This is a genomic window from Microcoleus sp. M2_D5 (assembly GCF_036701935.1).
GTDB lineage: Bacteria > Cyanobacteriota > Cyanobacteriia > Cyanobacteriales > Microcoleaceae > Microcoleus.
Genome location: NZ_JAUBRP010000017.1, coordinates 76615 through 103544 on the forward strand (window position 1 = coordinate 76615; position 26930 = coordinate 103544).

Below are 26930 nucleotides of genomic sequence, written 5' to 3' on the forward strand. Positions count from 1 at the left end.
CTTGCGGCAGAGGCTCAAAAGCCTCTGGGATCACAAAATATACAGCAACAAAAACAAGACAATCCAAATCACATCCACAAAGTGCCAGTAAATCTCAGTCGCTTCGATTCCGAAGTGGTGCTCGCTAGAATAGTGACCGGGCGCGCGCGACCGCCACACCACCCCCGCCATCAGCAGCACTCCAAACGTAACGTGCAAGCCGTGAAAAGCTGTCAGAACGTAAAAGCAACTGGCATACAGATTCGTCGTCAAGCCAAACTCTAAATGAGTGTATTCGTAAACCTGACCGAACAAGAAAACTGCGCCCATAGCAATAGTTACGAGCAGCCAATTCCGCATTCCGGCGGCATCATTTTTTTTGATTGCAGTATCAGCATTGTGAATCACAAAACTGCTAGCAATCAGAATTATCGTATTAATTCCCGGCAGCAATAACTCGCGATCGGGCGTACCTTCAGGAGGCCACACGGGGGCCATCGCCCGATAAATCAAATACGCGGCAAACATACCGAAAAATATCATGCCTTCAGCGCACAGGAACACAATTACACCTAACATTCTGTGGTCGGGATGCTCTTCGCCGTGTGCTTCTACTTCGCCCTCGTGGTGGTAATTTAGGGCTGTTTTTGTCGGATCGATCGCTGGAATTTGCATAAGAAATGGGTAATGAAGAAGTCAGTTGTCAGTTGTCAGTTGTCAGTTGTCAGTTGTCCGTGGGCATTAGTCATCAGTCAACAGTTAACAGTCAACAATCAACAATCAACAATGCCCAATGCCCAATGCCCAAATAACTAATAACTATTCGCCATCTTGACTTTCATCAGCAGGAGAATCAACATCTCTCTCCGATTCAGGAGCGACCAAAGTTGCAGTACCGCCAAAGAAAGTTGAAGCTTGAGCCTCCGCAATAGGAATACCTGTTTTCTGGGCGTTGCGGGTAGCATTTTCCCTCAGCTTGAGCCTGAGACGTTCCCCAGTATGCTGAATTTTTTCCATGCCGTAATCGTAAGGCCCCGTTGCTAATACGGGCACTCCTTCAAAATTTTCGATGGGGGGCGGCGAAGTCGTCATCCATTCCAAACTCAAAGCTTGCCAAGGATTGTCACCTGCTTTCGGGCCGTACCTCCAGCTCCAAATCACATTAATGATAAAGGGGATTGTAGACACTGCCAGCATATAAGCACCGACAGTACAAATGACATTAATTGTGGTAAATTTTGGGTCGTACATTGCCACCCGCCGGGGCATTCCTTGCATACCCAAAGCGTGCATCGGCAGGAAAGTTACAGTAAAGCCCACATAGGTTAAAACAAAGTGAACTCTACCCCAAAATTCATTAATCATCCGCCCCGTCATTTTGGGGAACCAGTGGTAAAAAGCAGCGTAAATTCCAAACACTGAGCCGCCAAACAGCACGTAGTGCAGGTGAGCGACAACAAAATAAGTGTCGTGAACGTGAATGTCGAAAGGTACGGAAGCCACCATGATCCCGGTGATGCCGCCGAGCACAAATGTTGAGATAAAACCCATCCCAAATAGCATGGCGCTGACAAGCCGGAGTTTGCCTCCCCAAATAGTTGCCAGCCAGCTAAATATTTTAATCCCAGTTGGTACGGCGATGATCATAGTCGTGATCATAAAAAACATCCGCAGCCAGCCGGGAGTGCCGCTGGTAAACATATGGTGCGCCCACACGATCAAGCCCAAAAAGCTGATTGCGAGACTGGAATATGCGATCGCCAAATAACCGAAAATTGGCTTGCGGGAATGCACCGGCAAAACTTCTGAAATCACCCCGAAAAAGGGCATAATCATAATGTAAACTGCCGGGTGCGAATAAAACCAGAATAAATGCTGGTAGACGATGGGATCGCCGTTACCTGTCGGGTTAAAAAATGCCGTCCCTGCTAACAAGTCAAACGACAGCAAAATCAAAGCTGCGGCTAAGACTGGAGTAGCAATCAAAGTCAGCGCTGAAGTCGCAATCATCGCCCAGCAAAACAAAGGCATATCATTGAGACCCATGCTCGGAACCCGCATGGTAAAGATGGTAATGGCAAAATTCACCGCCCCCAAAATCGAAGAAGTTCCCAGAATCAAAACGCTGAGAATCCAAATTTCTTCCCCGGCTTGAGCAGTAACTAAACTCAAAGGCGGATAGGATGTCCAACCCGCCTGCGGAGCTCCTACCAAAAAACTGCTCAACAGCAAGACGCCACCTACGGGAATCAGCCAAAAGGCGAGCGCATTCAGCCTGGGAAATGCCATGTCTTTGGCCCCAATCATTAAGGGGATCAAAAAGTTAGCAAATCCGGCCCCTGCAGGCACGATCCACAGGAAAATCATCACTGTGGCGTGAACAGTAAATAAACTGTTGTAAAGTTCTGGGGTGACAAAATCGGCGTCGGGGGTGGCGAGTTCGGTTCGCACCAAAGTTGCCATCACCCCGCCGATTAAATAGAAAATAAATGTTGTGACTAGGTATTGAATACCGATGACTTTGTGGTCGGTATTAAAAGTGAAGTAGTCGCGCCAATGTCTATCGGCGGGCGCTGTTCCGCGAGCCTCAGTGTTGGCAGTTTCTTGGAACTGTGCTTGTGTCATAGTTATTAGTCATTAGTTATTAGTCATTAGTTATTAGCTCTGGATCGAAGACCCAGTGCCAGAAACTAATGACTATTTTTAGTGATGAGTTGGGTGAAGTTGTTCTAGGGTTTCGGAATTAATTTTTATTTCCCTGACGTAGGGAGCCAAAAATTCACCGTCTGACAATTCCCCTGGATTGACTGCAACTGCTTGCTCTAAGTTTTGACTGCTAGCAACTTGCTGTTCTTGCAGCCAACTGTCGAATTCTTCGGGCGTGTGAACGACTGCTACAGCTTTCATCGCTCCGTGATAAGCGCCGCACAATTCAGCACAAACCACCCGGTATTCGCCGGTTTTAGTTGGTGTAAATCTCAGTTCGCTCGGTCTGCCAGGAATTGCATCTTGTTTGAGGCGAAATTCCGGCAGCCAAAATGCGTGCAGCACGTCTTGAGCTGCGATATTTAGCTGTACGTCGCGGTTGGCTGGCATATGCAGTTCGCCGGAACTAACGCCGCTTTCTGGATAGCTAAAAATCCATGCGTACTGCAAACCAGTGACATTTACAACTAAATCTGCTGGTTTGTCTTCATTTTCTGGGGAAGCGCCGACGCCTAGAGCAACAAGTTTTCTAGACGGAATTTGAGGGGCGTTTTGGGGTGTATCTGAGAGTGTGGCTGCGATCGCACTTCCCCGCATTTTAGAGTGCGCTTGCATCGTGCCGTGGTCGTGATTGCCCATCGGATCGAGGCCTCCCATTGAGTTGTAAATCTCAAAACTGTAGACTCCGATTCCTAAAATAATCACCGCTGGCACGGCTGTCCAAAGAATTTCTAAGGGAAAGTTGTCATGCCAAGGCGGCCCGTCTGTGTTGTCTCCTTGACGGCGGCGATATTTAATTGCAGCAACGATGAGAATTCCCTGAACCATGATAAATAGTCCAGTGGAAATGGTCATCATTGTATTGAATAGTCCGTCTATCTGGGATGCTTCGTCAGAGGCGGCGAGCGGCATCAAACCGTGATTCTGCCCGTACCAGAGACTGATCAGAGTCACTCCGATGCCGGCGAGCATGGTGAGGATGGAACTTGGAATGTTCACGCTGGTACTTCTTAATAGCGACACTTCTTCGCTTGAAAAATGAAGGAAGCGCCTCTGGGTTATCAATTTTTAATTGTAAATGGTATTTTTAGTAAAATGTCTCTCTTAAGGGTTACTTAAGGCTTAGAATTTTTGACCGATCGCCTGCGCGCCTCAAAAATACGTCTTTTGTACCTTGACAAAACTCAGTAAAAATGGTAAACAATCGCTCTATTTGGCTGCTAAATTTGAGATTTTTTCTCAAACACCATCAAATGCTGCTGGGGTAACATATCTTTTGTCTCTTTCCATACTAAACCGACGGCGGCCATTTCTTTTTTCACCTGCTTCTGCGTCATTTTGTGCAAACCTTTAATGGGAATCAGCGGGTTTTCGCCTCGATACTCGATCGATACCGTGCGGCCTCCCGGTTTGAGTGCTTTCACAATTCCTTGCATCATTTCTCTGGGATATGCAAATTCGTGATAAGCATCCACCATCACAACTAAATCTACGCTGTTTTCGGGCAAATTCGGATTGTCGATACTTCCCAAAACTGGCTCAACGTTAGCGATATTTTTTTCTTTTTTATTCAATTCCAGAAAATTAATCATTTCCGGCTGCACGTCAACTGCCAAAACCTTTCCTTCTGGAACTAAGGGAGCGATGCGAAAGCTAAAATATCCCGTTCCCGCTCCAATGTCGGCGACTATATCGGTTGGTTTTAAATCGAGATTGTTCACTAATCGAGCTGATTTTTCTTCCATGCCGCGAGACGGTCTTTCCAGCCAACCAGCGCCTTGATATCCCATGACTTGGGCAATTTCTCTACCCATGTAAAATTTGCCAATTCCGTCGGGATTGTGGACTGTTCGCTGCTGGTAAATCGAGTCGCTGTTAGCGGTTTTAGTTGCTGCTGCACAGGCATTGAGCGGCAACAGGCAAATAATTGCTAAGATAATTGCTGCTAGCGGTTTGATGAATTGTCGGTTTTTCACGATCGTCCTAATTGTATGTTTAATTTTTTCATTACCAGGCTCTGCGCGGTTATGCAGAACCGGAGGAAGAGCCGAGCGAATATCCAGAAGAGTTTAAAATTTAGCTGACAGCAGATTCTAACAATTTAATTGTACCAGAATTTGCATCAATTTCGACTTGTTTGCCGATCGGCAAAGTGAACTGTTCCCGAATGTGTCCCACCATAGAACCGTACCACGCGGGAATCTTCAAAGGGCGAATGTGGTCGGACAAGACTTGAGGTAAGGTTAGGGACTCTTGCGGTTTTTCAGCTTCGCACTTGGTACACTGTCCGAAAATAAAACCTGAAATTTTATCGAGAATGCCCGCTAATTTGAGCTGCGTCAACATTCTATCGATGCGATAAACCTCTTCGCCCACTTCCTCGACAAACAAAATACTGTTTTCCCATTCCGGCAAATAAGCCGAACCCACCATTGCTGCGATTACTGATAAATTGCCGCCGATTAGTTTCCCCCTAGCGGTTCCGCGCCCGATTGTTTGAAATTGCACGCCTTTGGAGTTTTGCATGGTTATAGAGCCTCCCTCAAACAAAACTTTCTTGACGTAATCTACTGTAAATGGGCTCCAAGTTGATGCACCTAAAGGGCCGTGAAAAGTAACTATATTAGTTTTAGCATAAATCGCCAACAACAGCGCCGTAATATCGCTGAATCCCATAATAATTTTGGGATTGTTGCGGATAATACTGTAATCAAGGAGCGGCAAGATCCGAGCGCAGCCCCAGCCGCCCATTCCCGTAAAAATAGCTCGCACTGAGTCATCAGCAAAGGCTGCGTTGACATCGGCGGCGCGATCGGCATCCTTGCCGGCTAAATAGCCGTAGCGGTCGTAAAAATGCTCTCCCAGTTTAACTTTTAATCCCAGCTTTTCGATAACTTTAAAAAAATCCTCGATTTCTTTTTTGTAATTAAAAGCGGCAGGATTGATTAAAGCTATAGTATCGCCAACTTGCAGGCGGCGCGGCTCGATCGCACTTTTGGGAGATAGGTTGGTTTGGGCGAGTGGCAAAAGCTGAGTACCAATAGCAGTCAGCCCAAAAGTTCCGATCAGAGCACGGCGGCGGAGAGTCATAGGTGTTATACCCTTGTTCGATTAAGTGAGGTACAGGTTGAGATTTTATATTTTATATTTTAGATTTTAGATTGGGGGATTGAGCAATTGTTAATTCATTGATGAATGGCTCAGGCGAGAACTGTTATAGATGGTTTTTGCTATAATTGTATAGCAAAATATCTGCAATATCAGTTAAAAATTGCCAGTTTCCAATGAAAACAGACACTAAAATATCAGCTAAAAAATCTTGGGCTCAAGCTTTAGCCCGTCCGGCTGCGGAGTTTCCGCTGACTCAGCTATCCGTCAAAAGCGGTAAAATTCCCGCAGGATTGCGCGGCACTCTCTACCGCAACGGGCCCGCACGTTTGCAACGTGGCGGCATGAATGCAGGACACTGGTTTGATGGCGACGGTGCAATTTTGGCAGTACATTTTACCGATGTCGGTGCTACGGCTGTTTATCGCTACGTGCAAACAGCGGGATATCTAGCTGAGGAAAAAGCTGATAAATTTCTCTACAGTAATTATGGCATGACAGCACCGGGCCCTGTGTGGTTGCGGTGGACTAAAACTGTTAAAAATGCTGCCAATACTTCTGTTTTAGCTTTGCCCGATCGCCTTTTAGCTTTGTGGGAAGGCGGCTTGCCTCACAGCCTCGATTTGCAAACTCTGGAAACTCAGGGAACGGACGATTTAGGAAGTTTACAAAGTGGCTCTTCTTATTCCGCTCACTGCAAGCGCGACCCGATTACTGGCAATATTTTTAACTTTGGAATTACACATGGTGCCAGTACAAAGTTGAATCTCTATAAAAGCGATCCTACAGGCAAAATTGTGCAGCAAGCAACTGTTGCTTTAGATGGCCCTCCTATGCTCCACGATTTTGTTCTGGCCCGAAAGTATCTAATATTTTTTGTACCGCCAGTACGACTCAAATTTTTGCCAGTGTTAGCTGGAATCAGCAGTTACAGCGACTCTTTGGAATGGAAACCGGAGTTAGGAACGCAGATATTAGTTGTTGACTCGGAAACTCTCTCTTTAGTTAGTCGCGGCGAAACCGATTCTTGGTTTCAGTGGCATTTTGCTAACGGTTTTGTCAAAGAAGATGGTTCGGTGGCTGTAGATTTTGTGCGCTTCGCTGACTTTCAAACTAATCAGCGGCTGAAAGAAGTAGCTGCGGGTGAAACTAGCACCGATGCGGAGGGTACTCTGTGCCGAGTGCATCTCAATCCTCTGACGGCGAAAGTGACAGGAATAGAAGAATTGTTGGATCAACCTTGTGAGTTTCCGGTTGTACCTGCTGCCGAAATAGGGCAAGACGCGCGATATATTTATCTGGCAATGTATCGCCCTGACGTTGATATTGTACAGGAACGTTTCGGCGCGATCGCCCGTTTTGACACGCAAAGCCGCAATCTCACAATTGCCGACTTGGGTGAAAATCGCTATCCCGCAGAGCCCATCTACGTTCCAGATATTTCCTCGGAGAAAGGTTGGATAGTAACAGTTATTTATGACGGCAATTCTGATAGCAGCGAAGTCTGGATATTTGACAGCGACGGACTTTCCCGCGAACCTGTTTGCAAGCTAGAATTGCCCGGTGTCATACCTTTGGGCTTTCACGGCACTTGGAAATCCGCCGTCTGAGAAAATTGTAAAGAAGTGTTGCGGAAGATTTATTAAAAATTGTTGCCGCTTCTCTGTCAAGTTGTTAAGGTGTGTGTAGATAGGAAATTCTCATATCTAGGAGGTGTGGAATTGACAATCTGCATTGCTCAATTATCCTGTGCCCATTCGCACGAATCCCCGGCGATTTTAAGTCGCGGTTGCACAGGATCTCGTCTGCCTCTGCGGACTAAAAAAAGAAGGGTAATTAAGGCCTGGCGAATAACTAATCCCGGCGAATATTCCCGGCGAATGAATTCGCGGCTACACAGGCAAAGTTCGCCTCTGCAGACTGAAGGAAACCAATACCGGGCGAATAAATTCGCGGCTACACAGGCAAAGTCCACCTCTGCAGGCTGAAGAAAAAGCGGTAATAAAGCCCGCTTTGACATGATTATCGACTAGGTTTGCCCATCTCAGGTTTGTCTGCTTGAATGAGGTTAAATGACCAGATAATTGACTGATTTCTGGCAAACCCAAAGTTTAGTTCAACTCACGCGCACGTTAGCGATTCAACAGTTTTTGGTTTTGAGTTAACCCCACAAGTAAATGAGGTCTATCGAAACAAGATAGCCTTTTCAACAATTATGAATTATGAGTTGTTACCGCCAAAACATCCAACTCATAACTAATAATTCACAACTCACAACTCACAACTCCGTGCCGCGGTGAGCATCTACCAAAAGGTTTAATCTATGCAACTTCAAGGAAAAACAGCTCTTGTTACAGGAGCTTCGCGCGGAATTGGGCGATCGATCGCCCTGGAATTAGCGAGACAAGGAGTCAAACGCTTGTTGATTGTGGCCCGCAACCGCAAGCAATTAATTGAACTGGCAGAGGAAATCGATGTTTTGGGCACAGAAGTAGTGCCGTTAGCTTTGGATTTAACTCAGTCAGTAGCGGTGAATATTGCGATCGCCCAAGCTTGGCGAGATTGCGGCCCGATTCACCTGCTAGTCAACTGTGCGGGCGTCGCGCACCAAGCATCTTTCTTGCGTTCACCGCTGCCGTTAATCGAGGAAGAAATCGCCTTAAATTTGCTCGGAACCTACACAATTACCCGTTTGATTGCGAGGCGAATGGCGACTCAAAAAGAAGGGACAATCGTCAATGTATCGAGCTTGATGGGAAAAATTGCCGCTCCCACAATGGCGACTTATTCTGCTACCAAATTTGCCATTTTGGGATTCACCCAAGCTTTACGCAGCGAGTTAACGCAGTACAATGTTCGAGTCACAGCTTTATTGCCATCTCTAACAGATACCGACATGGTGCGAGACTTAGAGCAATTCCGGTGGGTAGTGCCCACAACTCCCGAAAAAGTTGCCCTAGCACTTGTCGCGGGATTGCACAAAGATGCGCCGGAAATCTTAGTAGGATATCAAAGTCATCTAGCAGTTTGGTGTCACCGAATTGCGCCTTGGTTGCTGGATTTTGTGTTGCGGATGGCAACTCCCGAACTTCGGGAGAAATCGCGGAGCCGCAAATTGCGGGAGGCTTTAGCTAGCGGGCGATAAACCGTTTTATGGGCGGGCTTTCCGGCCCAACCCCTACTCCCCACAAAAAATTGGATGTGTTGTGGAACGGGCATCTTGCCCGTTCCTAAGCGCACCTTACCAAGAAATTGGGTCTAAAGCCCCGTCCTTCGCTTGACGGCTTTAATTAATTATCAACTTGTGTTAAGTGTTTTCTTGAACTTTCTTGCATTGTGTTCATTGTAGAGTACAATAACTATACTACAGGTAGAATAACCGCCGATACACATGAGACACCACGCTCAAACGACGGGTCGGAAAATAATAATGGTTAGTGGGTGGCGAAAACCACGAAAAACATAGCTGGGCTAACTAATGTAAGCCAAAATCAGAGAGTAAACTTTTTATTTCTAAAATGTACTGTGGGGCACACAGAAACAAGAAAAGCAATTCTCGAAAGCTTGGGGAGACAAACCCTCTGAGGCTATCTAAATTAAGCTCGATATTTGGTTCTTTTGAACGGATACCTGGTTTAAACACTGCCGCAAGGATAGATAGTTTTAAGGTATGTCGCAGAACCAAGAATCCCCTCGCCTTCAGGCAGGGGAGTGTCAAATTTGGCAAACACTTTAACTGTTAGTCATATCGTTTCCGGTTGCATCCGAATGATATAGAGGACACGGCAGTGCGGTCTCCCTACAATTAATGGGGGTAGGGAGACCGCACTGCCGTGTCCTGACTGTGAGTAATATTAATTCCGATACTACCGGATGTGATATCACTCATCCTCATCAGAAAATAGCGAGGGTAAATCCCGTTCTCCCCTCACCACCCTGATAATTTCAATTCCACTGTCTATTGCCCGATAAAGAATAATGTAACCCATGAGAGGAAGCCCCCGCACAGAAGCAGCTAGTTCCTCGTAACTACGACCCATATTAGGAAAGTTAATTAAATTGCGACACTTTCGATTGAACTCCTCGACGAACTGTTCTCCGGATTCAATATTTCTAGCTGCAAACTAATCGGAAATTTCATCTAAATCGATCCTCGCTTCTGGAGAAACAATGTAGCGACTCATCTTTAGTTCTCCCGCATTTTCCGAAATTTTTCCTGCAATCTTGCTATGACTATTTCTCCATCAATCCCTTCACCGCGATCGAGTTGAGCTATTCCTGTTGATACTTTTGGTCGCGTTTCTTCTACCCATTTTTGATAGCTGTTGCTCTCTTTGGGTTCGCTGTTGTCGGCTAGGAGTTCTAATGCCGCTGCGATTACCTCCTCCGCCGAAGGATATCTGCCATTTGTAACTTGTGCTTCTATGAATTTTTGCCGATCGGGCTTGAGAGTAATTTTCATGGGGTTTACCTCTGAGAACCTTTAACTATTATATCATTTCCACTCCCCTTGCAAGGTAAAAGCAGCCCAATAATAGGGCGATCGCCATTCTTCCTGCTGCATCATTTCAATCTGCGCCGCCCTCAAAGCTGCCGCCGGCGCTAACTTTTGTTGCACCATTTTCTGATAAAACTTTTGCATTAATACAGAAGTTCCCTCATCATCTACATTCCACAAACTCACCGCCACCCGCTGCGCCCCCGCATACATAAAGCCCCTCGTCAATCCCACCATGCCTTCGCCTTTAACATTCTGTCCCATTCCCGATTGACAAGCACTTAAAACTACTAAATTTGCTGACAGTTTCAAGTTGAAAATATCGGTGAGGCGCAAAAAACCATTGACAAGATTGCCCTTGTCATCTACCATCGACATCACAATTCCTGAGAGTTCGGGATTTTGGCTGTTGGCAAGGCCGTGGGTAGCGAAGTGAACGATTTGATAATTGGCTAAACTGCCATCGGTGGCGGTAGTGCGGCTGGCATCAAAATCAATCTTTTGACTGCTAGAAGCTGAGGGGAATAAGCTGGATATTGTTTGGGCTTCTTGGCGGGTAAATGGGAGGCGATCGGGCGGCCATTGCCGATTAGAAGCACGAAGCGATCGATTTAAACCGAGGTTGTTTGCTTCTAATTTTTCTGTTGTTGCTGGGGTAATTTTTCCTTTGATTCTTTCATCGTCTGGACTGAATACTGGATCGGCTAAAATTGCTAAATTTCGGCTTGGCGGTTTTCTATCTCCGTAATTTTGCCTGAGAATGGCGAGAGTTGAGGCAGAAGGCAGGGTAATAATTTCATGTTCGGCAATTAAGGGAACATTGGTGTTTTGTCCGGCGTTTTTGTCAACAGTTAAAGCTTGAAAAGGGGTATAGTGCAGTACGCCGTCGGGAACAATTAATAAGCGTTTATTGCCTAATTGGGCTGCTGCGGGTTGTAAAATCACTTGACCCAGATTTGCACTTGCTTGGGCAACTTGTTGGGGAATATCTCTCTGGATTGGGCTAGTTATTGTCTCTAGGAAGTTCTTAGCTGCTGTTTCAATGTCTGCGCGTTTTGGTAATTCATAGCTGGTTACTCCTGTTGATGTCACAACCCACAAATAACTGCGAAATCTGCCGAGGGAATACTGCAATAAAATCGTGTTTTCATCGAGAATCTGTTTCTGAATTTCTGGCAGTGTTAAAGGTTGGGGTTGGGTGAGGGCAGCGTAGCGGGGGCTGGCGGTACGAATGTTGGTTTGAATTTGCTGATATTGTTGCAAAAGTGCGAGGCGCTGTTTGTCGATTTCATCTATTTTAGTTGGATTTGGGTTGGGGCTGCTGATTGTTTCTATGCGCTGTTTTTCAATGCCATCGAGTTGCTGTTGCAGGCTCTTTTCTTGTTGCAGTAAATCGGGGGAAATGCCTTCGCGAATGCTGGCGTTACTTTCTTGGAGAAGTTCGAGGAGGCTGCGGGCTCTGGAACGTTCGCTGGCTTCTAAGGCTGTTGTATCATAACCGGATTTAGGATTAGTTTTGTGCAATTGCATTAACAGGTCGATGTAGAATTCGTAGTAGTCCTGGACTGTCGCAAAGTATGAGCTGCGGAGTTCTGGGCTGGCTATTTGGGTGCGGAGGTTTTCGATGATTTTGAGAGAGGATTCAATGTCATTGAGGGCTTCGGTAAGATTGTTTTGGTCGCGTTTGGCATAAGCTATGTTGAAAAGGGTGCGAGCTTCCCCACCGCGATCGCCGGTTGCCCGACTCAGGGGAAGAGACTGGCTGTAATACTCTAGCGCTTTCTGTTTTTCTCCCAAATCATCGTAGACACTGCCGATGTTGTTGAGGGTGGTAGCTTCCCCGCTGCGATCGCCGGTTGCCCGTTTCAGGGGAAGCGACTGCTTGTAATACTCTAGGGCTTTCTGTTTTTCTCCCAAATCTGAGTAGACATTGCCGATGTTGTTGAGGGTAATAGCTTCCCTACCGCGATCGCCTACTGCCCGACTTAGGGGAAGCGACTGGCTGTAATACTCTAGCGCTTTCTGTTTTTCTCCCAATTCTGAGTAGACTAAGCCGATGTTGTTGAGGGTAATAGCTTCCCCACCGCGATTGCCTACTGCCCGACTCAGGGGAAGCGACTGGCTGTAATACTCTAGCGCTTTCTGTTTTTCTCCCAATGCTGAGTAGACAGCGCCGATGTTGTTGAGGGTGCTAGCTTCCCCGTTGCGATTGCCTACTGCCCGTCTCAGGGGAAGCGACTGGCTGTAATACTCTAGCGCTTTCTGTTTTTCTCCCAAATCATCGTAGACACTGCCGATGTTGTTGAGGGTGGTAGCTTCCACGCGACGATCGCCTACTGCCCGACTCAGGGGAAGCGACTGGCTGTAATACTCTAGCGCTTTCTGTTTTTCTCCCAATTGTGAGTAGACATTGCCAATGTTGTTGAGGGTGGTAGCTTCCCCACCACTATCCCCTGTTGCCCGACTCAGGGGAAGCGACTGGCTGTAATACTCTAGCGCTTTCTGTTTTTCTCCCAATTGTGAGTAGATTAAGCCGATGTTGCTAAGGGTGATAGCTTCCCCACCACGATCCCCTGTTGCCCGACTCAGGGGAAGCGACTGGCTGTAATACTCTAGCGCTTTCTGTTTTTCTCCCAATTCTGAGTATACTAAGCCGATGTTGCTGAAGGTGACAGCTTCCCGGCGGCGATCGCCCGCTTCTCGATACAACTTTAATGCTTCTTCCCACTTGACGATCGCACTTTTTTTCGATTCTACCGTTCCTTGCTGGTACAGTCGCAGTCCTTCTTTTAATGCTGTTTCAGCAGCGTCGTTACTGCCAATTTGTGCTGTTTGTACGACTTTACCAACGGGCACGGCTGCTGCCACTGGCTGACTTAACTGAAGCGAAAGCGCGATCGACATACCAGCCAAAAACCATTGAGTGCGATCGAACATAGCCACCCCTTTTGTATTTTCGTCAATTTTAGTCACTAGCCTGCTTAGCGTAAAGACAGGGAGAAGTCAGGGCGATCGGCATTTTTGCTAGAGTGAACGAGTAGGTGCGATTCCTTGCGGGATCGCTACGCCGCGCGTACTTTTTCCCAGCATGAACAACATCCTAACTACCCCCGATCCCGTAACAACCCACTGGGATTGCCCCGAATGTGGCGGCACCGGTACCCTCAGCGCTGAAATTTGCCCTGTTTGCCTCGGAGCAAAATACATCGATCTCGCGACAATAACGAACTGGATGCTCGATTTTATGGAATCTCGCGGGTGCGATCGAGCTGAGATCGATCGATTGCGAACCGAAAACCCAGACCCGCTAACATTAACTTTTTGCCTCGAACTTTGTATCGCCCTTAAATAAACAACAATATCAAGTCTGCTTAATTGCTTATAAATCATTTACTGGCATCGGGCATCGGGCATGGTCGGAAAAAAAACGCACTCTACAAGTTGATTTAACTTATATCTTACACCATTCTCAATTAGCCTTTTAGGAACAGGCAAGATGCCTGTTCCACAAAGAGTAGATTCTCTTGTGGAACAGGCATCTTGCCTGTTAAGCGAGAATGGTGCAAGATGTGAGTTTAACAGAAACGAAATAATGCCCAATTCCCAATTCCCAATGCCCTATTCCCAATATTCAGTGTCCCTTAACCGGATGTTGCCCGTAAAAAGGCAAAGCATCCGACCAATCAGGGCGACTTCCTTGTTTCCACTCTAAATAAGCCAATTCCAACACACTAAAAACCGACCAACCCAACTCGCTGCCAACTTCAATTAACTGATAGGAATTTTCCCAACTTTCCAACTTTTCCTGCCAAGATTCCGCCGTCATTACGGTATCAGGAAACAACTCTGTTAAACCAGAATCTTTGTTAACTGAATAAACCGCCCCAAACAATTGTCCCCGCTGTGCAGGCATTTGCAGCGCCATATCCTGATTTGAGATAGATTTTCTACTGCTGCTGAAAGCCACAGCCGCCAAAGTTGAAACCGCAAAAACCGGAATATCCAACTGTTGAGCCAAAGTCCGGGCCGTCACCATACCCATCCGAGTCCCCGTGAAACCTCCGGGCCCCTTCGCCACTGCAATAAAAGCCAAATCGGCCCAAGTTTGCGGCCCAATAAACTCGACTAAATACTGATGCAAATGAGTGGCTAAATCCCGATCCAAATTCCAACTTTGGCAGCGAGAATCCCCGGCAAAATTGCTGATGGCTAAACCGAGTTCGCGACTAGCTGTGTGCAGCGCTAAGCCGTATTTTTTAACTGATGTTCCGTCTTGGGGATTGCTATTCACGATTACTGATAATTTTCCTTAACAAAAAACAGCGGCAAAGCCACAACTAAGCAACCCAAAAGTATGCCAAATATTCCCGTATTTAAAATTCTGGAATTACCCATGCCCCCAGTCATCAAAAACAGCACTACTAAACTTGCAAATAAATTTTTATTGGCAAATTCTTTGTTTTGGGAAACTTGATGCTTGACCGTCATAAAACCGGACGAAACTATTAGCGCAAACCAAGAATTAAAAATGACTATTTGAGAGCCAAAGATAAACCAAACTAAGGCAAACATTAGCGCATCTAGCCAAAAATCCTGAGTTTTCAATTTCGGCAGCCAAAATTCTTGGGTAGCAACAGGGGCGATTTTCTTGAGTAATTGATTGTGTTGCAGCCGCACGAGTTTGTTTCTCAATTTAATCTTGGGATCGATTTGCAATATTTGCTTCCACTCCGGGCGGCGAGAATTGTTGACTCTTCCCAACAGCTTCACGGCTGCGACTTTATTTAACTGCAAATCGGTGAGTCTGGTGGCAATTATTTGAGATAAGTGCGGATAGTAAACGGGGTTGTCTGCGGTTCTGTTGATGACGATATTGAGCTGTTGCTTGGCTTGACTGACTTGGATTGTAACATTGTACGGGGCGAGATCCTCTTGCAAAGCTTGCTGAATTTCGGCTTGCTGTTGGCGAGTGAAAAGCGACACACCGGGCGCAGGTGTAACCACCCGTTCTGGGGGCGTTTCCGGCGCGTCTAACACAGGCGAAGCCTCTAAATACACCGGTTTGGGGTTCAAGTGCCGGATGACTGCTGAGGCTGAACTGTAGCGCCGGTTGGTGGCACTTTGAAGCATGGTGTCGAGGATGCGGCCGAAATCATCGCTAACAGCAGTCTTCAAATAATTTCGCCAAGCCCAAGAATCCTCTGTACTGTCGAACAAATCGAAGGGAGGAATTTCTGTCAGCAAGTGAATGCAGGTAACGCCCAAACTGTAGATATCGCTGGCAAAAACTGCTTTCCCCATCAATTGTTCTGGGGCTGTATAAGCAGCGCTGCCGATGATTGTACCTGTTTGCGGCAAGCCGGTTGCTGTTACTTTCTTAGCTGCACCAAAGTCTACTAAAACAATATCTTTTTGGAAAGGAGAGGGTTGATAGGAATTTTCTAAGGCGGGTAAAGGAGTTGGAGTTAGCCGGCGGCGAATGATATTTTCTGGTTTGATATCGCGGTGAATGACTTTGGATTTGTGGACGAAGTGGAGCACTGGCAATAAATCGTTGAGGATTTGCCGAATTTGAGTTTCGGTGAATGCTCCTTTTTGTTCTAATTCTCTTGCTAGGTTTTTGCCGTCTATAAATTCTTGTACTAAATACTGTCTCCCGTCTTGTTCAAAATGCGCGATTAATTCGGGAATCTGGGGATGTTTTCCCAAGGTTTCTAGCTGGGCTGCTTCTTGGTGAAATAGTTGAGCGGCTTTTTCGGCTGAGGTATTTTGGGGCAAAAATTGCTTGATTACGCACTGCGAAAAAATTAGGGGTTTGGTTTCATCAACTGCTAGAAAGGTTCTGCCAAAGCCGCCTTGCCCGATCGGCTTTACGGTTCGGTAGCGAGATGCTGAGGGCGTTTCTGCGTCAAAAGTTAATAACAATTTGGAGCCGCAACTTTGGCACAATTCTGCATCCTGTGGGTTGTGCGGATTCTGACAAGTTGGGTTTAAGCAATAACACATTGGATTTTAGATTTTAGATTTTAGATTTTAGATTTTAGATTTTAGATTTGTAATTGGGAATGGGTAATTGGGCATCGGGCATCGGGAATTGGTTATTGGGAATTGGTTATTAGAAGTAGGTTGGGTTGAGTGATAGCGAAACCCAACACTTATTTTCAATGAAGAGTTGGGTTTCGTGACCTCAACCCAACCTACATATTTTGAATTTCACTATTATTGAGAACTGCCAACTGCCAACTGACTCAAGTTGGTACGAGTTCGCCTGGTCGCAATGAGGCCCATTTGCCGGTCTCTTGCTTGAAACTCTCACAGCCGACTACATCCCATTCCATTTCAATTTCATCTTGGCGGGGGCGGATGTTGACGTTGATGGTGGGTTCTACGGGGTCGAAATCGGGTGTTTCGGTGAGGTGAAGCTGTTCGTGCTGTTGTTCTACGGCGTGGTAGGTGAAGCAGCGGTCTACATAGTGGCAGTTAATACAAATACACATTCTTGATATCCTCTGTGCATTTCAAAAAGATTGGTGAAATTTGAGCTTTCTGTTAATCTAGCGTAGCAAGAGTTTAATTGTTTGTAAGGAAAGTAGATTTTTGTTGCGATGCCGATTAATTTGCCCTCTGCATTATCTCCTGATACTTGGCCGTTTGATTTGAAACTGCTGACACCGCCTGCTTATCTGGTGGGCGGTGCGGTGCGGGATGCGCTGCTGGGCCGCCGATCGCACTATTTTGATTTGGATTTCGTTATGCTAACACGGGCTGTGAAGACTGCTGGAGAAATTGCCGATCGCGCGAAAGGTGGATTTGTCTTGTTGGATGCGGAACGCCAAATTGCGCGGGTGGTGTTTGCGGGCGGTACGGTGGATTTTGCACAAGCGGAAGGGGGGAGTCTGGAGGGGGATTTGCTGCGCCGGGATTTTAGGATAAATGCGATCGCCTGCAATCCTTTTACAGGAGAAATCATCGATCCTTTGGACGGTCAAACTGATTTGCGCTTGGGTTTGCTGCGGATGATTTCGCGGTCAAATTTGGAGGACGATCCGCTGAGGTTATTAAGAGCTTACCGCCAAGCGGCGCAGTTGGGTTTTGCGATCGAAACTGAAACTCAATCGGCGATTCGGGAATTAGCGCCGCTGTTGAGTCGGGTAGCGGTGGAACGGGTGCGGACGGAATTGGGTTATTTGTTGAGCAATCCTGACGGTGTTCCTTGGATTTGTCGCGGTTGCGAAGACGGTTTGTTTTCGATTTGGTTTGAAAGTGCGATCGACCGTTTTGATATTTTGACAAAAATTGACGCATCTGCTGCCAAGTTAGCGGCAATTTACCCGGAATTAGGGCAGGAATTCGGGCGTCAGATTCGAGATACAATTAAAACGCCTTTGTTGGCTGTCGCGAAGTTGGCTGTTTTGGCAGATTCTGACCCGACAGTTGCTGAAACGCAGTTGCTGCGGTTGAAGTACAGCAATGCGGAGATTAAAAGTGCGATCGGGCTTTTGAAATACTTGCCGAAGTTGCAAGCAAAACCGATCGCGGAAATGTCTTTGCGAGAACAGTATTTTTTGTTTCGGGATGTGGGAATAGTATTTCCAGTTTTAGCGGTTTTGGCGGTAGCGGCGGGAGTTGCGGTTGAGGATATTTCACTGTTAATTAATCGCTATCTGGATGCTGATGATATTATTGCTCATCCCACACAATTAGTTAGCGGCAATGATTTAATGGAATATTTAAATTTTCCTCGAAGTCCGCGCATAGGTCAATTGTTGATGGAGATTCAATTAGCGCGGGTGGAGGGTAGAATTGCGACTCGCGAAGATGCGCTGAACTTGGCGGCAGAGTTGGTTAATCAGTCAGTTTAAATTGATATATTGCACAAATAAGAACGGGCATCTTGCCCGTTCCACAAAATTCAACTTTCCCGTGGGGAGTAGGGGTTGGGCTTCTAGCCCGCCCTCAAAAATTCAACTTTCCCGTGGAGTGGGCTTCTAGCCCGCCCTCAAAAATTCAACTTTCCCCTCAAAAGTTGAAGGGGAAAGATGCCCGTTCCACAAAATTCAACTTTCCCGTGGGGAGTAGGGGTTGGGCTTCTAGCCCGCCCTAAAAAGTTAGTTGACAATGCTCAAAAATCAGAATTTTAAACAACATCTCTTAATTCGGCAGGCAATTCAAACTTGCCATCTGCACCCGCTTCAAACTCAAGAACTTTCAACACAGCATCAACATTCAGCGGCCCGTAAATATGCGGATAAATATCTCCGGCGGCAGATTCATACTTAACTTCTGCTTGCACTTTCTCAGAGTCAATCCACAGCAAAAGCAATCCTGTTTGTCCGACAAAAAATTTGTTGGCACTTCTAGTAACTTGCGGGAGTGTCGAACAGTGGATAAATCCTTCAGAGTCTAGGGTATCCCCGCGATAAGATTGAAGGTGTTTTGCTTCTTCCCACTGTTGGCTTTTAGCAATGTGAAATATAACGCTCATAATTGAAAAATCTTAACGTAAAACAGTATTTGGTTAGATACCCGACTGATTAAACAAGTCGGGTATCTGCTTTCCCAGGCAGACCCTAGAAGATTAAAACACTAAAGTCCTTACTACAAAACTAGCACGGTACGAGTACATCCGATCGCCCGAGAACTCTCATATCTTCCTCATCGAGTTCGACTGGCGTACCGCTGCGAATCAATTCCACAAAATCCTCATTCGGCACCATGATGCACAAAGTGTACAAACGTTCACTTCCCGTATTCTCAATGACGTGAGTGCCCGTTGGAGGCACTAGCAAACTATCTCCCGGTTTAATACTAACTGTTTTGCCGTCGCAGGTTGCTTGCCCTCTTCCTTTGAGTACAAAAAACATTTCTACTGCGAATTGGTGGCGGTTGGGAGGAGTTTTGCCGCCCCCATCGAAAATCTCCACGCAAACAGTTAATGAAACATTAGCTGTTACCGGATCGAAGACGATCGCTAATCGATTAGTATCGCCCGGACTGATGCGAAATGCTTGGTAGTCTTGAGGAGACTTGATAACAGGAATCATGCACTGATTTGTCATTTTTTTATTGTTAGTTGTCAATTGTTATGTTTCTGCTGTCATTAGTGAGCGCGGGTGGCCAGAAACCGGGTTTTTACTGATAAGAGGCGTTACAGGCGACAAAAACCGCAAAAACCCGGTTTCTTTGGTTTTGATGCGTAAGTCCTGGACTAATGACTAATGACTGATGACTGATGACTATTTAATTGCTTCTAAGATAGCCTGAGAATCCGACAAAAAGCCAAAACATTGTTTAACGTTATAAAGAGTAGCTTGCCAGCAATACTCTGGAGATGTGGTTGCTGTACAATCTTTGACTAAAATACAGTCGTAACCGAGGAAATTAGCATCTTGCAGGGTAGCCATGACGCACTGATCGGCGTTTACTCCTCCAAAGAAAAGTGTAGTTCTGCCGAGGTTCCGCAAGATACTATCTAAAGGAGTATCCCAAAAGCCACTCATCCGATATTTATCAACACAAATATCCTCCGGTTTGGGTTTTAATTCATCGACAACGGAGGCCGCCCAACTCCCTGCCATCAGTACAGGTGCGTTGTTTTTTGGCAGCGGATCTCCCAAACCTACGCCATCACCTGTGGGATTGTAAACGTGGCGGGAAGCTGCACTAATATTGAGCAAATCGGGGCGGTTTCCCCAGTTGATCCAAATAATTGGCATTGCGCGCGATCGCAATTTTGGCAGCAAATTTTTTAAAGGATTAATTGGAGTTCGGGCGGGGGTTACATCTACGCCAATATGTGCTAGCCAACCGTCGGGATGACAGAAATCGTTTTGCATATCTATCACCAACATTGCTGCTTTTGCTAAGTCCAAACGCAGGGTTTTAGTTTCTGTTTCCAGGGTAACAGGTTGAGGCGCGATCGGCGATCGGGTGATATCGGCAATTTTGGCATCAACTTTCCAAGCATTCGGCGGTACGCCCAAAGTGCGGAGAGAATCAGGATTCATATTGATTTTGGCTCAAAAACAATTTCAATCTTATAACTATTTGATTGTTCCTAACTTGTCACATCTTAAATCTTTGCTATACTAATTAAGTATCCCTGGCAACTTTTTTATAAATTTTAGGATTTATTAACTTTATTACAGGCGATCGCTAATGTTAGCGCCTGGAAATCATAAAATAAAAATAAATGTAACTTGACAAAAAGGGTAAATTTATGAGCTTTACAATTCAAAATGCTTTAATTCCGGTAGAGAGCGGTTATGAAACCGCAGATGTGCAAGTGGTGGATAATTGCATAAGTGCGATCGGGCCCAATAACCCCCCGTTTAATTCGCCCTCTTACCAAGGGGGGAATAGGGGGAGTCAAACAGTTATTAACGGAAAAAATAAGCTGCTGCTGCCCGGTTTTGTCAACGCCCACACTCACTCTTCAGAAATGTGGCAGCGGGGCATTATTCCCCCTTTGCCGCTGGAGTTGTGGATTGCCGAATTATACGATTTTACGCCTCTCGATCCCGAACAAGTTTATTTGAGTGCCTTGGGAACTGCGGTAGAAACATTGCTGTCGGGCGGTACAAGCGTAGTCGATCATTTAGTTTTGATTCCGGGGCAAGAATTAGAGACAATCGCCGCAGCAGTTCGCGCTTATCAAGAAATCGGTATCCGCGCTTTTATCGGGCCGTTAATTCAAGATGAATCCCTGACGGCGGGAATGCCTTCTGGCGATAGCGGCATCGAACACGCAGCTTACATTCGATCGACAAAAGCAACTTTGGAGTTAATGGAAACAGCCATAAAACAGTTTCACAATTCCGAAAAAGGTGTTAATATATTATTGGCGCCGACGGGAATTCAACTGTGTTCTGATGCTTTGTTTGAAGGCTGCATCGATTTGAGCGATCGCTACAATCTTTGTCGGCACGCCCACCTCTTGGAAACTCCCGCTCAAAAACAGTTAGCTTGCGAAAAATACGGCTGTAGCGCTGTCGAACACCTGCAAAAAATTGGTTATTTGAGTCCCCGAACTTCCTTAGCGCACTGCGTTTGGCTGGACGATTCCGACATTGCGATTATGGCAGAAACTGGAGCGACAGTCGTACACAATCCCCTCAGCAACTTGCGCCTGGGAAGCGGGATTGCACCGATTTTGAAATACCGTCAAGCGGGAGTCAACGTATCTTTTGGCTGCGACGGCGCTGCTAGCAATGACTCTCAAGATTTGCTGGAAGCCATTAAAATTGGTTCGATTTTGCACAATATCACCGATTTGGATTACCGCCAATGGATTACACCGCGCCAGTCTGTAGAAATGGCATCCCTGGGAGGAGCAAAAGGCTTGAATCTTGCTGATGAAATGGGTTCGCTGACAGTGGGGAAAAAAGCAGATTTTGTGCTGTATGATTTAACCAGTTTATCATTGCTGCCGCGCACCGATCCGATTGGTTTACTAATATTGGGGCGCCCGACTAATGCGGTAGACAGCGTTTGGGTAAACGGCAAGCAAATTGTCGCCGAAGGTAAGGTTAAAACGATCGATGTTGATGCTTTGAGGCGGGAATTATTCGATCGCAGCGAGTGGAATAGCAAGCGTCAATCGCAAACGGTGAGCGAGATTGAGGCCCATTACCGCCAAGTGATGAAATTGCAAGGTTAGTCTTAGTAGGGTAAAACTCACATCTTGCACCATTCTCGCTTAACAGGCTTTCCGGCCTGTGAAGCGAGAAAATTCACTCTTTGTGGAACAGGCCGGAAAGCCTGTTCAGAAAAGGCTAATTGAGAATGGTGCAACCTATGAGGTTAAACTGAGATATTGCATCATTTTGAATAAGCTTTTTAAGGGCGGGCTAGAAGCCCAACCCTACTCCCCACAAGAAAAAAATTCACTCTTGTGGAACAGGCCGAAAAGCCTGTTGCTGAGAATGGTGCTATTTGGTGAGGTAAAATAGAACTCTTACAATAATATTTGCGACAAATTGATGATTAAACTGCACAAATGGCAGCGGATACTGGCTTTAATAGTTGTTTTTACGATCGCCCTTACCTCCTCCGCCATATTATCCCCGCGTCTGTTAGCTCAAACCCCGCCCACAACCCCAACAACCGAATTGCGCGGCGTCTGGCTGACGAACATTGACAGCGACGTTATCTTCTCCCGCAACAACATCATTGACGCTGTAAATCGACTGGACAAACTCAATTTTAATACCATATATCCGACGGTTTGGCAAGGAGGCTATACGCTTTATCCGAGCGCGGCAGCCCAACGAGTATTCGGACAGTCGATAGACCCATCGCCAGGATTGAAAGACCGAGACATCCTCAAAGAAATTATAGCACAATCCCACCAAAAAGGTATAGCAGTAATCCCCTGGTTTGAGTTTGGTTTCATGGCTCCCGCCGAATCGGAATTAGCCACACTTCACCCAGAGTGGCTGGCGCAGCGGCGCGACGGTTCAACTATTTGGAAAGAAGGCAAACACGATCGAGTTTGGCTGAATCCCTTTCATCCCGAAGTCCAGCAATTCATCTCAGATTTAATTATAGAAATTGTCGATAATTATGATATAGATGGCATTCAATTTGACGACCATTTCGGCTTGCCCGTAGAATTTGGCTACGAACCGTTAACAGTGTCAATGTATCAACAACAAATCAAAAGTCCTCCCTCCGACGACCCCCGCGAAACCTTCTGGGTGCGCTGGCGCGCTGACAAAATCAACGACTTCGTGGGACGAGTTTCCCGCGCCATCAAATCCCGCAAACAAAAATGTATTGTCAGCTTATCTCCCAACCCTTTTCACTTTTCTTTGCCCGCCCACTTGCAGGACTGGTTTACCTGGGAAAGACGCGGCTACATCGACGAAATTGTGTTGCAGGTTTATCGCAGCGATATCAAGCGTTTTAGTGCAGAACTGGAACGGGAAGAAGTTAAACTTGCTAAACTTAATATTCCAACTGCGATCGGCATTTTGACAGGTCTTAAAAATAATTCTGTTCCCCTCAAACAAATTCAAGAACAAGTGCAAGAAGTGCGAAAAAGAGATTTCGCTGGCGTGTCGTTCTTTTTCTACGAAAGTTTGTCGAATTGGGCGAAGGAAACCCCCGAACAGCGCAATTCTGCCTTGCAAGAATTCTTTCCCACAAAGATGCAGCGCCCGCCCTCAGAAGCCAGAATTTGAAACCCACGGTGAAAATGAGAAAAATCATACAGCGCTTAGGAATTGTCATCTTATTTTTAAGCGCTTTCCTAACAATTGGCTATCTCACTCCCACAAAGTGGGGAAATTACTCGCAAGCAGATTGCACTATCTCTCTATACATTTCCAGCCGAGGCATTCACACCGAAATCATTGTTCCAGTTAAAAATGAGTATTTTGACTGGAATCAATTTTTACCGCTAACAGAAATAGGGCGGGATGCGAATTCTGATTATAAATATTTGTCTTTTGGCTGGGGAGATCGAGCTTTTATGTTGGAAACTCCCACATCAGCAAGTATCAACCCAGTTACAGCTTTCAAAGCTCTATTTCTCCCTACTCCGTCTACCCTACACGTTCAAAATTATCGGGTTTTTCCCCAAAGTATAGAAACCAAATGTGTGAAAATTAGCGGCAAAAATTATCTTAAAGTGGTAAAGTTTATTAAAAATTCATTTCAATTAGACGCAGCAGGTAATAAAATTAAAATTAGCTACGGGTACGACAACAGCGATAGTTTTTATGAAGCAAAAGGCAGTTACTCTATTTTAAAAACTTGCAACGACTGGACGGCAGAAGCTTTGCAAAAAGCCGATGTAAATACTCCTTTATGGTCAACGCTTTCGGCGGCGATTATGTTTCATTTAAATAGCGCCTGCGAATGTCAAAAATAAATGGTATTAACGAATGGTAATAATGTTTTACTTGAGTTGATAAAATATATAATGAATGATTATGTATGGGTGGAATTTTAAAGTTGCATTGTGTTTTTTAACTGGTATAATTAGCAATTTGAGCAAAAATCATGAATGTAATTCCAGCGATCGACTTATTGGATGGAAAATGCGTCAGATTGTATCAGGGAGACTACGCGAAGTCTCAAACTTTTAACGACAACCCCGTCGAAGTCGCGAGACAGTGGGTAAATGAAGGCGCGACAATGCTGCATTTAGTAGACCTCGACGGCGCTAAAGCCGGTCATCCAGTCAACCAAGCAGCCATTGAAGCGATCGTCCGATCAGTAGACGTTCCTTGTCAAGTAGGTGGGGGAATGCGCGATCGCGCCTCGGTTGCTGGTATCCTCAATTTAGGCGTCCGCCGCGTTATTCTCGGCACTGTCGCCGTCGAACAACCGCAATTAGTCGGCGAATTGTCCGCCGAATTTCCCGATCGAATTCTGGTCGGCATCGACGCCAGAAATGGTAAAGTTGCTACTAGAGGCTGGCTAGAAACTTCGGAAGTTTTAGCGACAGAATTGGCGCAAAAAATGGCAGAGTTAGGGGCGGCTGAAATTATTTACACCGACATTCACCGTGACGGTACTATGGAAGGGCCGAATTTGGACTCTTTACGCGAAATTGCTAATGCTATTTCGATTCCGGTGATTGCTTCCGGTGGCGTTAGTTCGATCGCCGATTTGTTGAGTTTGCTGGCTTTGGAACCAATTGGTGTCAAAAGTGCGATCGTCGGTAGGGCAATTTATACCGGCGATATCTTGCTAAAAGAAGCAATTCAAGCAGTCGGACAAGGGCGGTGGCAGGATGTACCGCCAGATTTGGGTTCTTCAAGCTTTGCTTGATAATCATGTCGAGTTAACTGGCTACCCAATATGTAACATTTATCAATTTTCCGACTCACAGTCAACAGTCAACAGTCATTAGCCATCAGTCATTAGCCATCAGTCATTAGTCATCAGTCATTAGTCATCAGTCAACAGTCATCAGTCAACAGTCACCGTAGAATCGTATTTCTTACCATCATCGTAACCATGTTTTTGAACCATACAATTACAGCTTTAAGTTCTGGGATGGCATCCCTAGTTGCTCCCATACCCTTGTTAGCAACAGTCGAGGCAGAAAATTCGCCGATCGTCCTCAGCGGAGTTTTGCTCACTTTGGTAGTGATTTATCTCGCCAGTAAATTAGGCGCGGAAGCGGCTAAAAAGTTCGATTTTCCGCCGGTTTTGGGTGAACTTGTAGCAGGGGTAATTGTTGGCGTATCTGCTTTACACCTGGTCATTTTTCCCGAAGCAGGGCTGTCAGCCTCTGACTCAGGGATTATGACAGTTGTGCAATCGATTAATCATCTGTCTCCTGCCGCCCTCACGAGTGTGTTTGAATCGCAGAGTGAAGTCATTTCAGTGCTGGCTGAATTAGGCGTGATTATTCTGCTGTTTGAAATTGGCTTAGAGTCGGATATCAGACAACTAAAAGAAGTGGGGGTTCAAGCCGTCGTTGTCGCTTGTGTGGGCGTGGCAGTTCCCTTTGCCGCCGGTACTGGGGGCTTGATGATAATTTTCCACACGGCGGCGATTCCGGCGATTTTTGCAGGGGCTGCTTTGACGGCAACCAGCATCGGAATTACATCTAAAGTTTTGTCGGAATTAGGACAACTCAAATCTAAAGAAGGTCAAATCATTGTCGGTGCGGCGGTGATTGATGATGTGCTGGGAATTATTGTCCTGGCTGTTGTTGCCAGTTTAGCGAAAACCGGTGAAATTGATGTTGTTAATGTCATCTATTTGATTGTCAGTGCAACTGCGTTTCTGTTGGGTTCTATTCTGTTGGGCGGCATCTTCAACAAAAGCTTTACTGCGGTGGTGGAGAAACTCAAAACTCGCGGCAATATAGTCATCCCGGCATTTATCTTTGCTTTCTTCATGGCTTTTCTGGGCAACGCAATTCATCTCGAAGCGATTTTGGGTGCGTTTGCGGCTGGTTTGGTGTTGGATGAAAGCGATGCCCGCAACGAGTTGGATGAATTGGTGAAACCCATTGCGGATTTCCTGGTTCCCATCTTTTTTGTGACGGTGGGAGCTCGGGCGGATTTGGGGGTTTTGAACCCAACAGTACCGGATAATCGGGCTGGTCTCTTGATTGCTGCTTTCTTGATTGTAATTGCTATTTTGGGCAAGCTCGTAACAGGTTGGGTGGTGTTTGGTCTGCCGGGAATCAATCGATTGGCGATCGGAGTGGGGATGATTCCTCGGGGCGAAGTCGGGTTAGTTTTTGCCGGTATCGGTTCCGCGAGTGGGATTTTGGATAAACCGTTAGAAGTCTCGATTATTATCATGGTGATTCTGACGACTTTTTTGGCTCCGCCTTTTCTGCGGGTTGCCTTTGGTGATACGGTAGAGCCTCCTGCTAGCGGGGAACCTTCTAGCGAGCAAATCGTTTGATTAGCGGGTGATATTAAGTCGGTTTTGAGGTAGTTGGGGGCGATCTGCTGGTATTGAATCACTTTGCGGCGATCGTCTCCCTTGCTACTCATTCGCCTCCAGGTTATGTTGCATTTTCACACAAACACCACAGCAGCCGGATCTAAACTTTCTAGCAGTGGGTTTGACACATTTTGTCGATCGGCCTGAGTGCGGTTTTGACTGAGCTTAGGATCGTCAAATTAAATAATTGCCCTTTTTTATTGTGGGATGGGCGTCC

General features: G+C 46.1%; 24 protein-coding genes. 10 read left to right on the top strand and 14 right to left on the bottom strand.

Features of this window, described 5'->3' with window-relative positions:
* Positions 1 to 30 precede the first annotated feature (30 nt).
* The 5 genes from QUA50_RS10030 to QUA50_RS10050 form a co-directional block, all read right to left on the bottom strand.
* The gene (locus tag QUA50_RS10030; protein WP_333262626.1) at positions 31 to 654 is read right to left on the bottom strand and encodes a heme-copper oxidase subunit III; all 624 of its coding nucleotides are present in this window, start codon (positions 652 to 654) and stop codon (positions 31 to 33) included.
* A 144-nt stretch (positions 655 to 798) separates the two neighbouring features.
* Entirely contained in the window at positions 799 to 2604 is a 1806-nt protein-coding gene (gene ctaD / locus QUA50_RS10035) for a cytochrome c oxidase subunit I (protein ID WP_333262629.1), read from the bottom strand.
* A 78-nt stretch (positions 2605 to 2682) separates the two neighbouring features.
* Positions 2683 to 3684: a cytochrome c oxidase subunit II gene (locus QUA50_RS10040; protein WP_333208071.1), complete on the bottom strand. Its 1002-nt coding sequence runs from the start codon at positions 3682 to 3684 to the stop codon at positions 2683 to 2685.
* Between the two features lie 221 nt (positions 3685 to 3905).
* Positions 3906 to 4664, bottom strand: a complete 759-nt coding sequence (locus QUA50_RS10045; protein ID WP_333262695.1) for a class I SAM-dependent methyltransferase — start codon at positions 4662 to 4664, stop codon at positions 3906 to 3908.
* 97 nt (positions 4665 to 4761) lie between these two features.
* Positions 4762 to 5775, bottom strand: coding sequence for an LD-carboxypeptidase (locus tag QUA50_RS10050; RefSeq protein WP_333262632.1), 1014 nt, complete (start codon positions 5773 to 5775; stop codon positions 4762 to 4764).
* Between the two features lie 194 nt (positions 5776 to 5969).
* Between QUA50_RS10050 and QUA50_RS10055 the strand changes: the two genes are divergently transcribed.
* Positions 5970 to 7403 carry a carotenoid oxygenase family protein gene (locus tag QUA50_RS10055; RefSeq protein ID WP_333262635.1) on the top strand — a complete coding sequence of 478 codons (1434 nt, stop codon included), beginning with the start codon at positions 5970 to 5972 and terminating at the stop codon, positions 7401 to 7403.
* Positions 7404 to 8116: 713 nt separating this feature from the next.
* Positions 8117 to 8938, top strand: a complete 822-nt coding sequence (locus QUA50_RS10060; protein ID WP_333262637.1) for an SDR family NAD(P)-dependent oxidoreductase — start codon at positions 8117 to 8119, stop codon at positions 8936 to 8938.
* Between the two features lie 736 nt (positions 8939 to 9674).
* Here the strand turns inward: QUA50_RS10060 and QUA50_RS10065 are convergent.
* The 3 genes from QUA50_RS10065 to QUA50_RS10075 form a co-directional block, all read right to left on the bottom strand.
* Entirely contained in the window at positions 9675 to 9902 is a 228-nt protein-coding gene (locus QUA50_RS10065) for a type II toxin-antitoxin system RelE/ParE family toxin (protein ID WP_333256844.1), read from the bottom strand.
* A 77-nt stretch (positions 9903 to 9979) separates the two neighbouring features.
* Complete coding sequence (locus QUA50_RS10070) at positions 9980 to 10255, bottom strand: type II toxin-antitoxin system ParD family antitoxin (protein ID WP_333262640.1); 276 nt, start codon at positions 10253 to 10255, stop codon at positions 9980 to 9982.
* A 33-nt stretch (positions 10256 to 10288) separates the two neighbouring features.
* Positions 10289 to 13228, bottom strand: coding sequence for a CHAT domain-containing protein (locus QUA50_RS10075; protein ID WP_445243152.1), 2940 nt, complete (start codon positions 13226 to 13228; stop codon positions 10289 to 10291).
* 151 nt (positions 13229 to 13379) lie between these two features.
* On the opposite strand from QUA50_RS10075, the gene QUA50_RS10080 reads away from it, so the two are divergent.
* Positions 13380 to 13643: a hypothetical protein gene (locus tag QUA50_RS10080; protein ID WP_333262644.1), complete on the top strand. Its 264-nt coding sequence runs from the start codon at positions 13380 to 13382 to the stop codon at positions 13641 to 13643.
* 279 nt (positions 13644 to 13922) lie between these two features.
* Here QUA50_RS10080 and tsaB read toward each other — a convergent pair whose 3' ends face one another.
* From tsaB to QUA50_RS10095, 3 genes are all read right to left on the bottom strand, one after another.
* Positions 13923 to 14582 (bottom strand): tRNA (adenosine(37)-N6)-threonylcarbamoyltransferase complex dimerization subunit type 1 TsaB, encoded by a 660-nt coding sequence (gene tsaB, locus QUA50_RS10085; RefSeq protein ID WP_333262647.1) that lies wholly within the window; start codon positions 14580 to 14582, stop codon positions 13923 to 13925.
* 2 nt (positions 14583 to 14584) lie between these two features.
* Positions 14585 to 16297 carry a serine/threonine-protein kinase gene (locus QUA50_RS10090; RefSeq protein WP_333262650.1) on the bottom strand — a complete coding sequence of 571 codons (1713 nt, stop codon included), beginning with the start codon at positions 16295 to 16297 and terminating at the stop codon, positions 14585 to 14587.
* A gap of 242 nt (positions 16298 to 16539) precedes the next feature.
* A complete protein-coding gene (locus QUA50_RS10095; protein WP_333262653.1) occupies positions 16540 to 16788 on the bottom strand; it encodes a Ycf34 family protein in 249 nt (82 codons plus the stop codon).
* A gap of 108 nt (positions 16789 to 16896) precedes the next feature.
* On the opposite strand from QUA50_RS10095, the gene QUA50_RS10100 reads away from it, so the two are divergent.
* The gene (locus QUA50_RS10100; protein ID WP_333262654.1) at positions 16897 to 18153 is read left to right on the top strand and encodes a CCA tRNA nucleotidyltransferase; all 1257 of its coding nucleotides are present in this window, start codon (positions 16897 to 16899) and stop codon (positions 18151 to 18153) included.
* Positions 18154 to 18185: 32 nt separating this feature from the next.
* Positions 18186 to 18395 (top strand): hypothetical protein, encoded by a 210-nt coding sequence (locus QUA50_RS10105; RefSeq protein WP_333298605.1) that lies wholly within the window; start codon positions 18186 to 18188, stop codon positions 18393 to 18395.
* A gap of 33 nt (positions 18396 to 18428) precedes the next feature.
* Here QUA50_RS10105 and QUA50_RS10110 read toward each other — a convergent pair whose 3' ends face one another.
* From QUA50_RS10110 to QUA50_RS10120, 3 genes are all read right to left on the bottom strand, one after another.
* Complete coding sequence (locus QUA50_RS10110) at positions 18429 to 18776, bottom strand: DUF952 domain-containing protein (RefSeq protein WP_333262657.1); 348 nt, start codon at positions 18774 to 18776, stop codon at positions 18429 to 18431.
* A 121-nt stretch (positions 18777 to 18897) separates the two neighbouring features.
* Positions 18898 to 19335: a cupin domain-containing protein gene (locus QUA50_RS10115; protein ID WP_333262660.1), complete on the bottom strand. Its 438-nt coding sequence runs from the start codon at positions 19333 to 19335 to the stop codon at positions 18898 to 18900.
* A gap of 192 nt (positions 19336 to 19527) precedes the next feature.
* Complete coding sequence (locus tag QUA50_RS10120; RefSeq protein ID WP_333262662.1) at positions 19528 to 20298, bottom strand: cysteine hydrolase family protein; 771 nt, start codon at positions 20296 to 20298, stop codon at positions 19528 to 19530.
* Between the two features lie 212 nt (positions 20299 to 20510).
* On the opposite strand from QUA50_RS10120, the gene QUA50_RS10125 reads away from it, so the two are divergent.
* The 5 genes from QUA50_RS10125 (at position 20511) to QUA50_RS10145 (ending at position 26671) form a co-directional block, all read left to right on the top strand.
* The gene (locus QUA50_RS10125) at positions 20511 to 21950 is read left to right on the top strand and encodes an amidohydrolase (protein ID WP_333262665.1); all 1440 of its coding nucleotides are present in this window, start codon (positions 20511 to 20513) and stop codon (positions 21948 to 21950) included.
* A 322-nt stretch (positions 21951 to 22272) separates the two neighbouring features.
* On the top strand, positions 22273 to 23475 hold the full coding sequence (locus tag QUA50_RS10130) for a glycoside hydrolase family 10 protein (protein ID WP_333262667.1): 1203 nt from the start codon (positions 22273 to 22275) through the stop codon (positions 23473 to 23475).
* Between the two features lie 14 nt (positions 23476 to 23489).
* Complete coding sequence (locus QUA50_RS10135; RefSeq protein WP_333262670.1) at positions 23490 to 24167, top strand: TIGR02117 family protein; 678 nt, start codon at positions 23490 to 23492, stop codon at positions 24165 to 24167.
* 131 nt (positions 24168 to 24298) lie between these two features.
* A complete protein-coding gene (gene hisA, locus QUA50_RS10140; RefSeq protein WP_333246068.1) occupies positions 24299 to 25072 on the top strand; it encodes a 1-(5-phosphoribosyl)-5-[(5-phosphoribosylamino)methylideneamino]imidazole-4-carboxamide isomerase in 774 nt (257 codons plus the stop codon).
* Between the two features lie 189 nt (positions 25073 to 25261).
* Positions 25262 to 26671 carry a cation:proton antiporter gene (locus QUA50_RS10145; RefSeq protein WP_333262673.1) on the top strand — a complete coding sequence of 470 codons (1410 nt, stop codon included), beginning with the start codon at positions 25262 to 25264 and terminating at the stop codon, positions 26669 to 26671.
* The last annotated feature ends 259 nt before the right edge of the window (positions 26672 to 26930 follow it).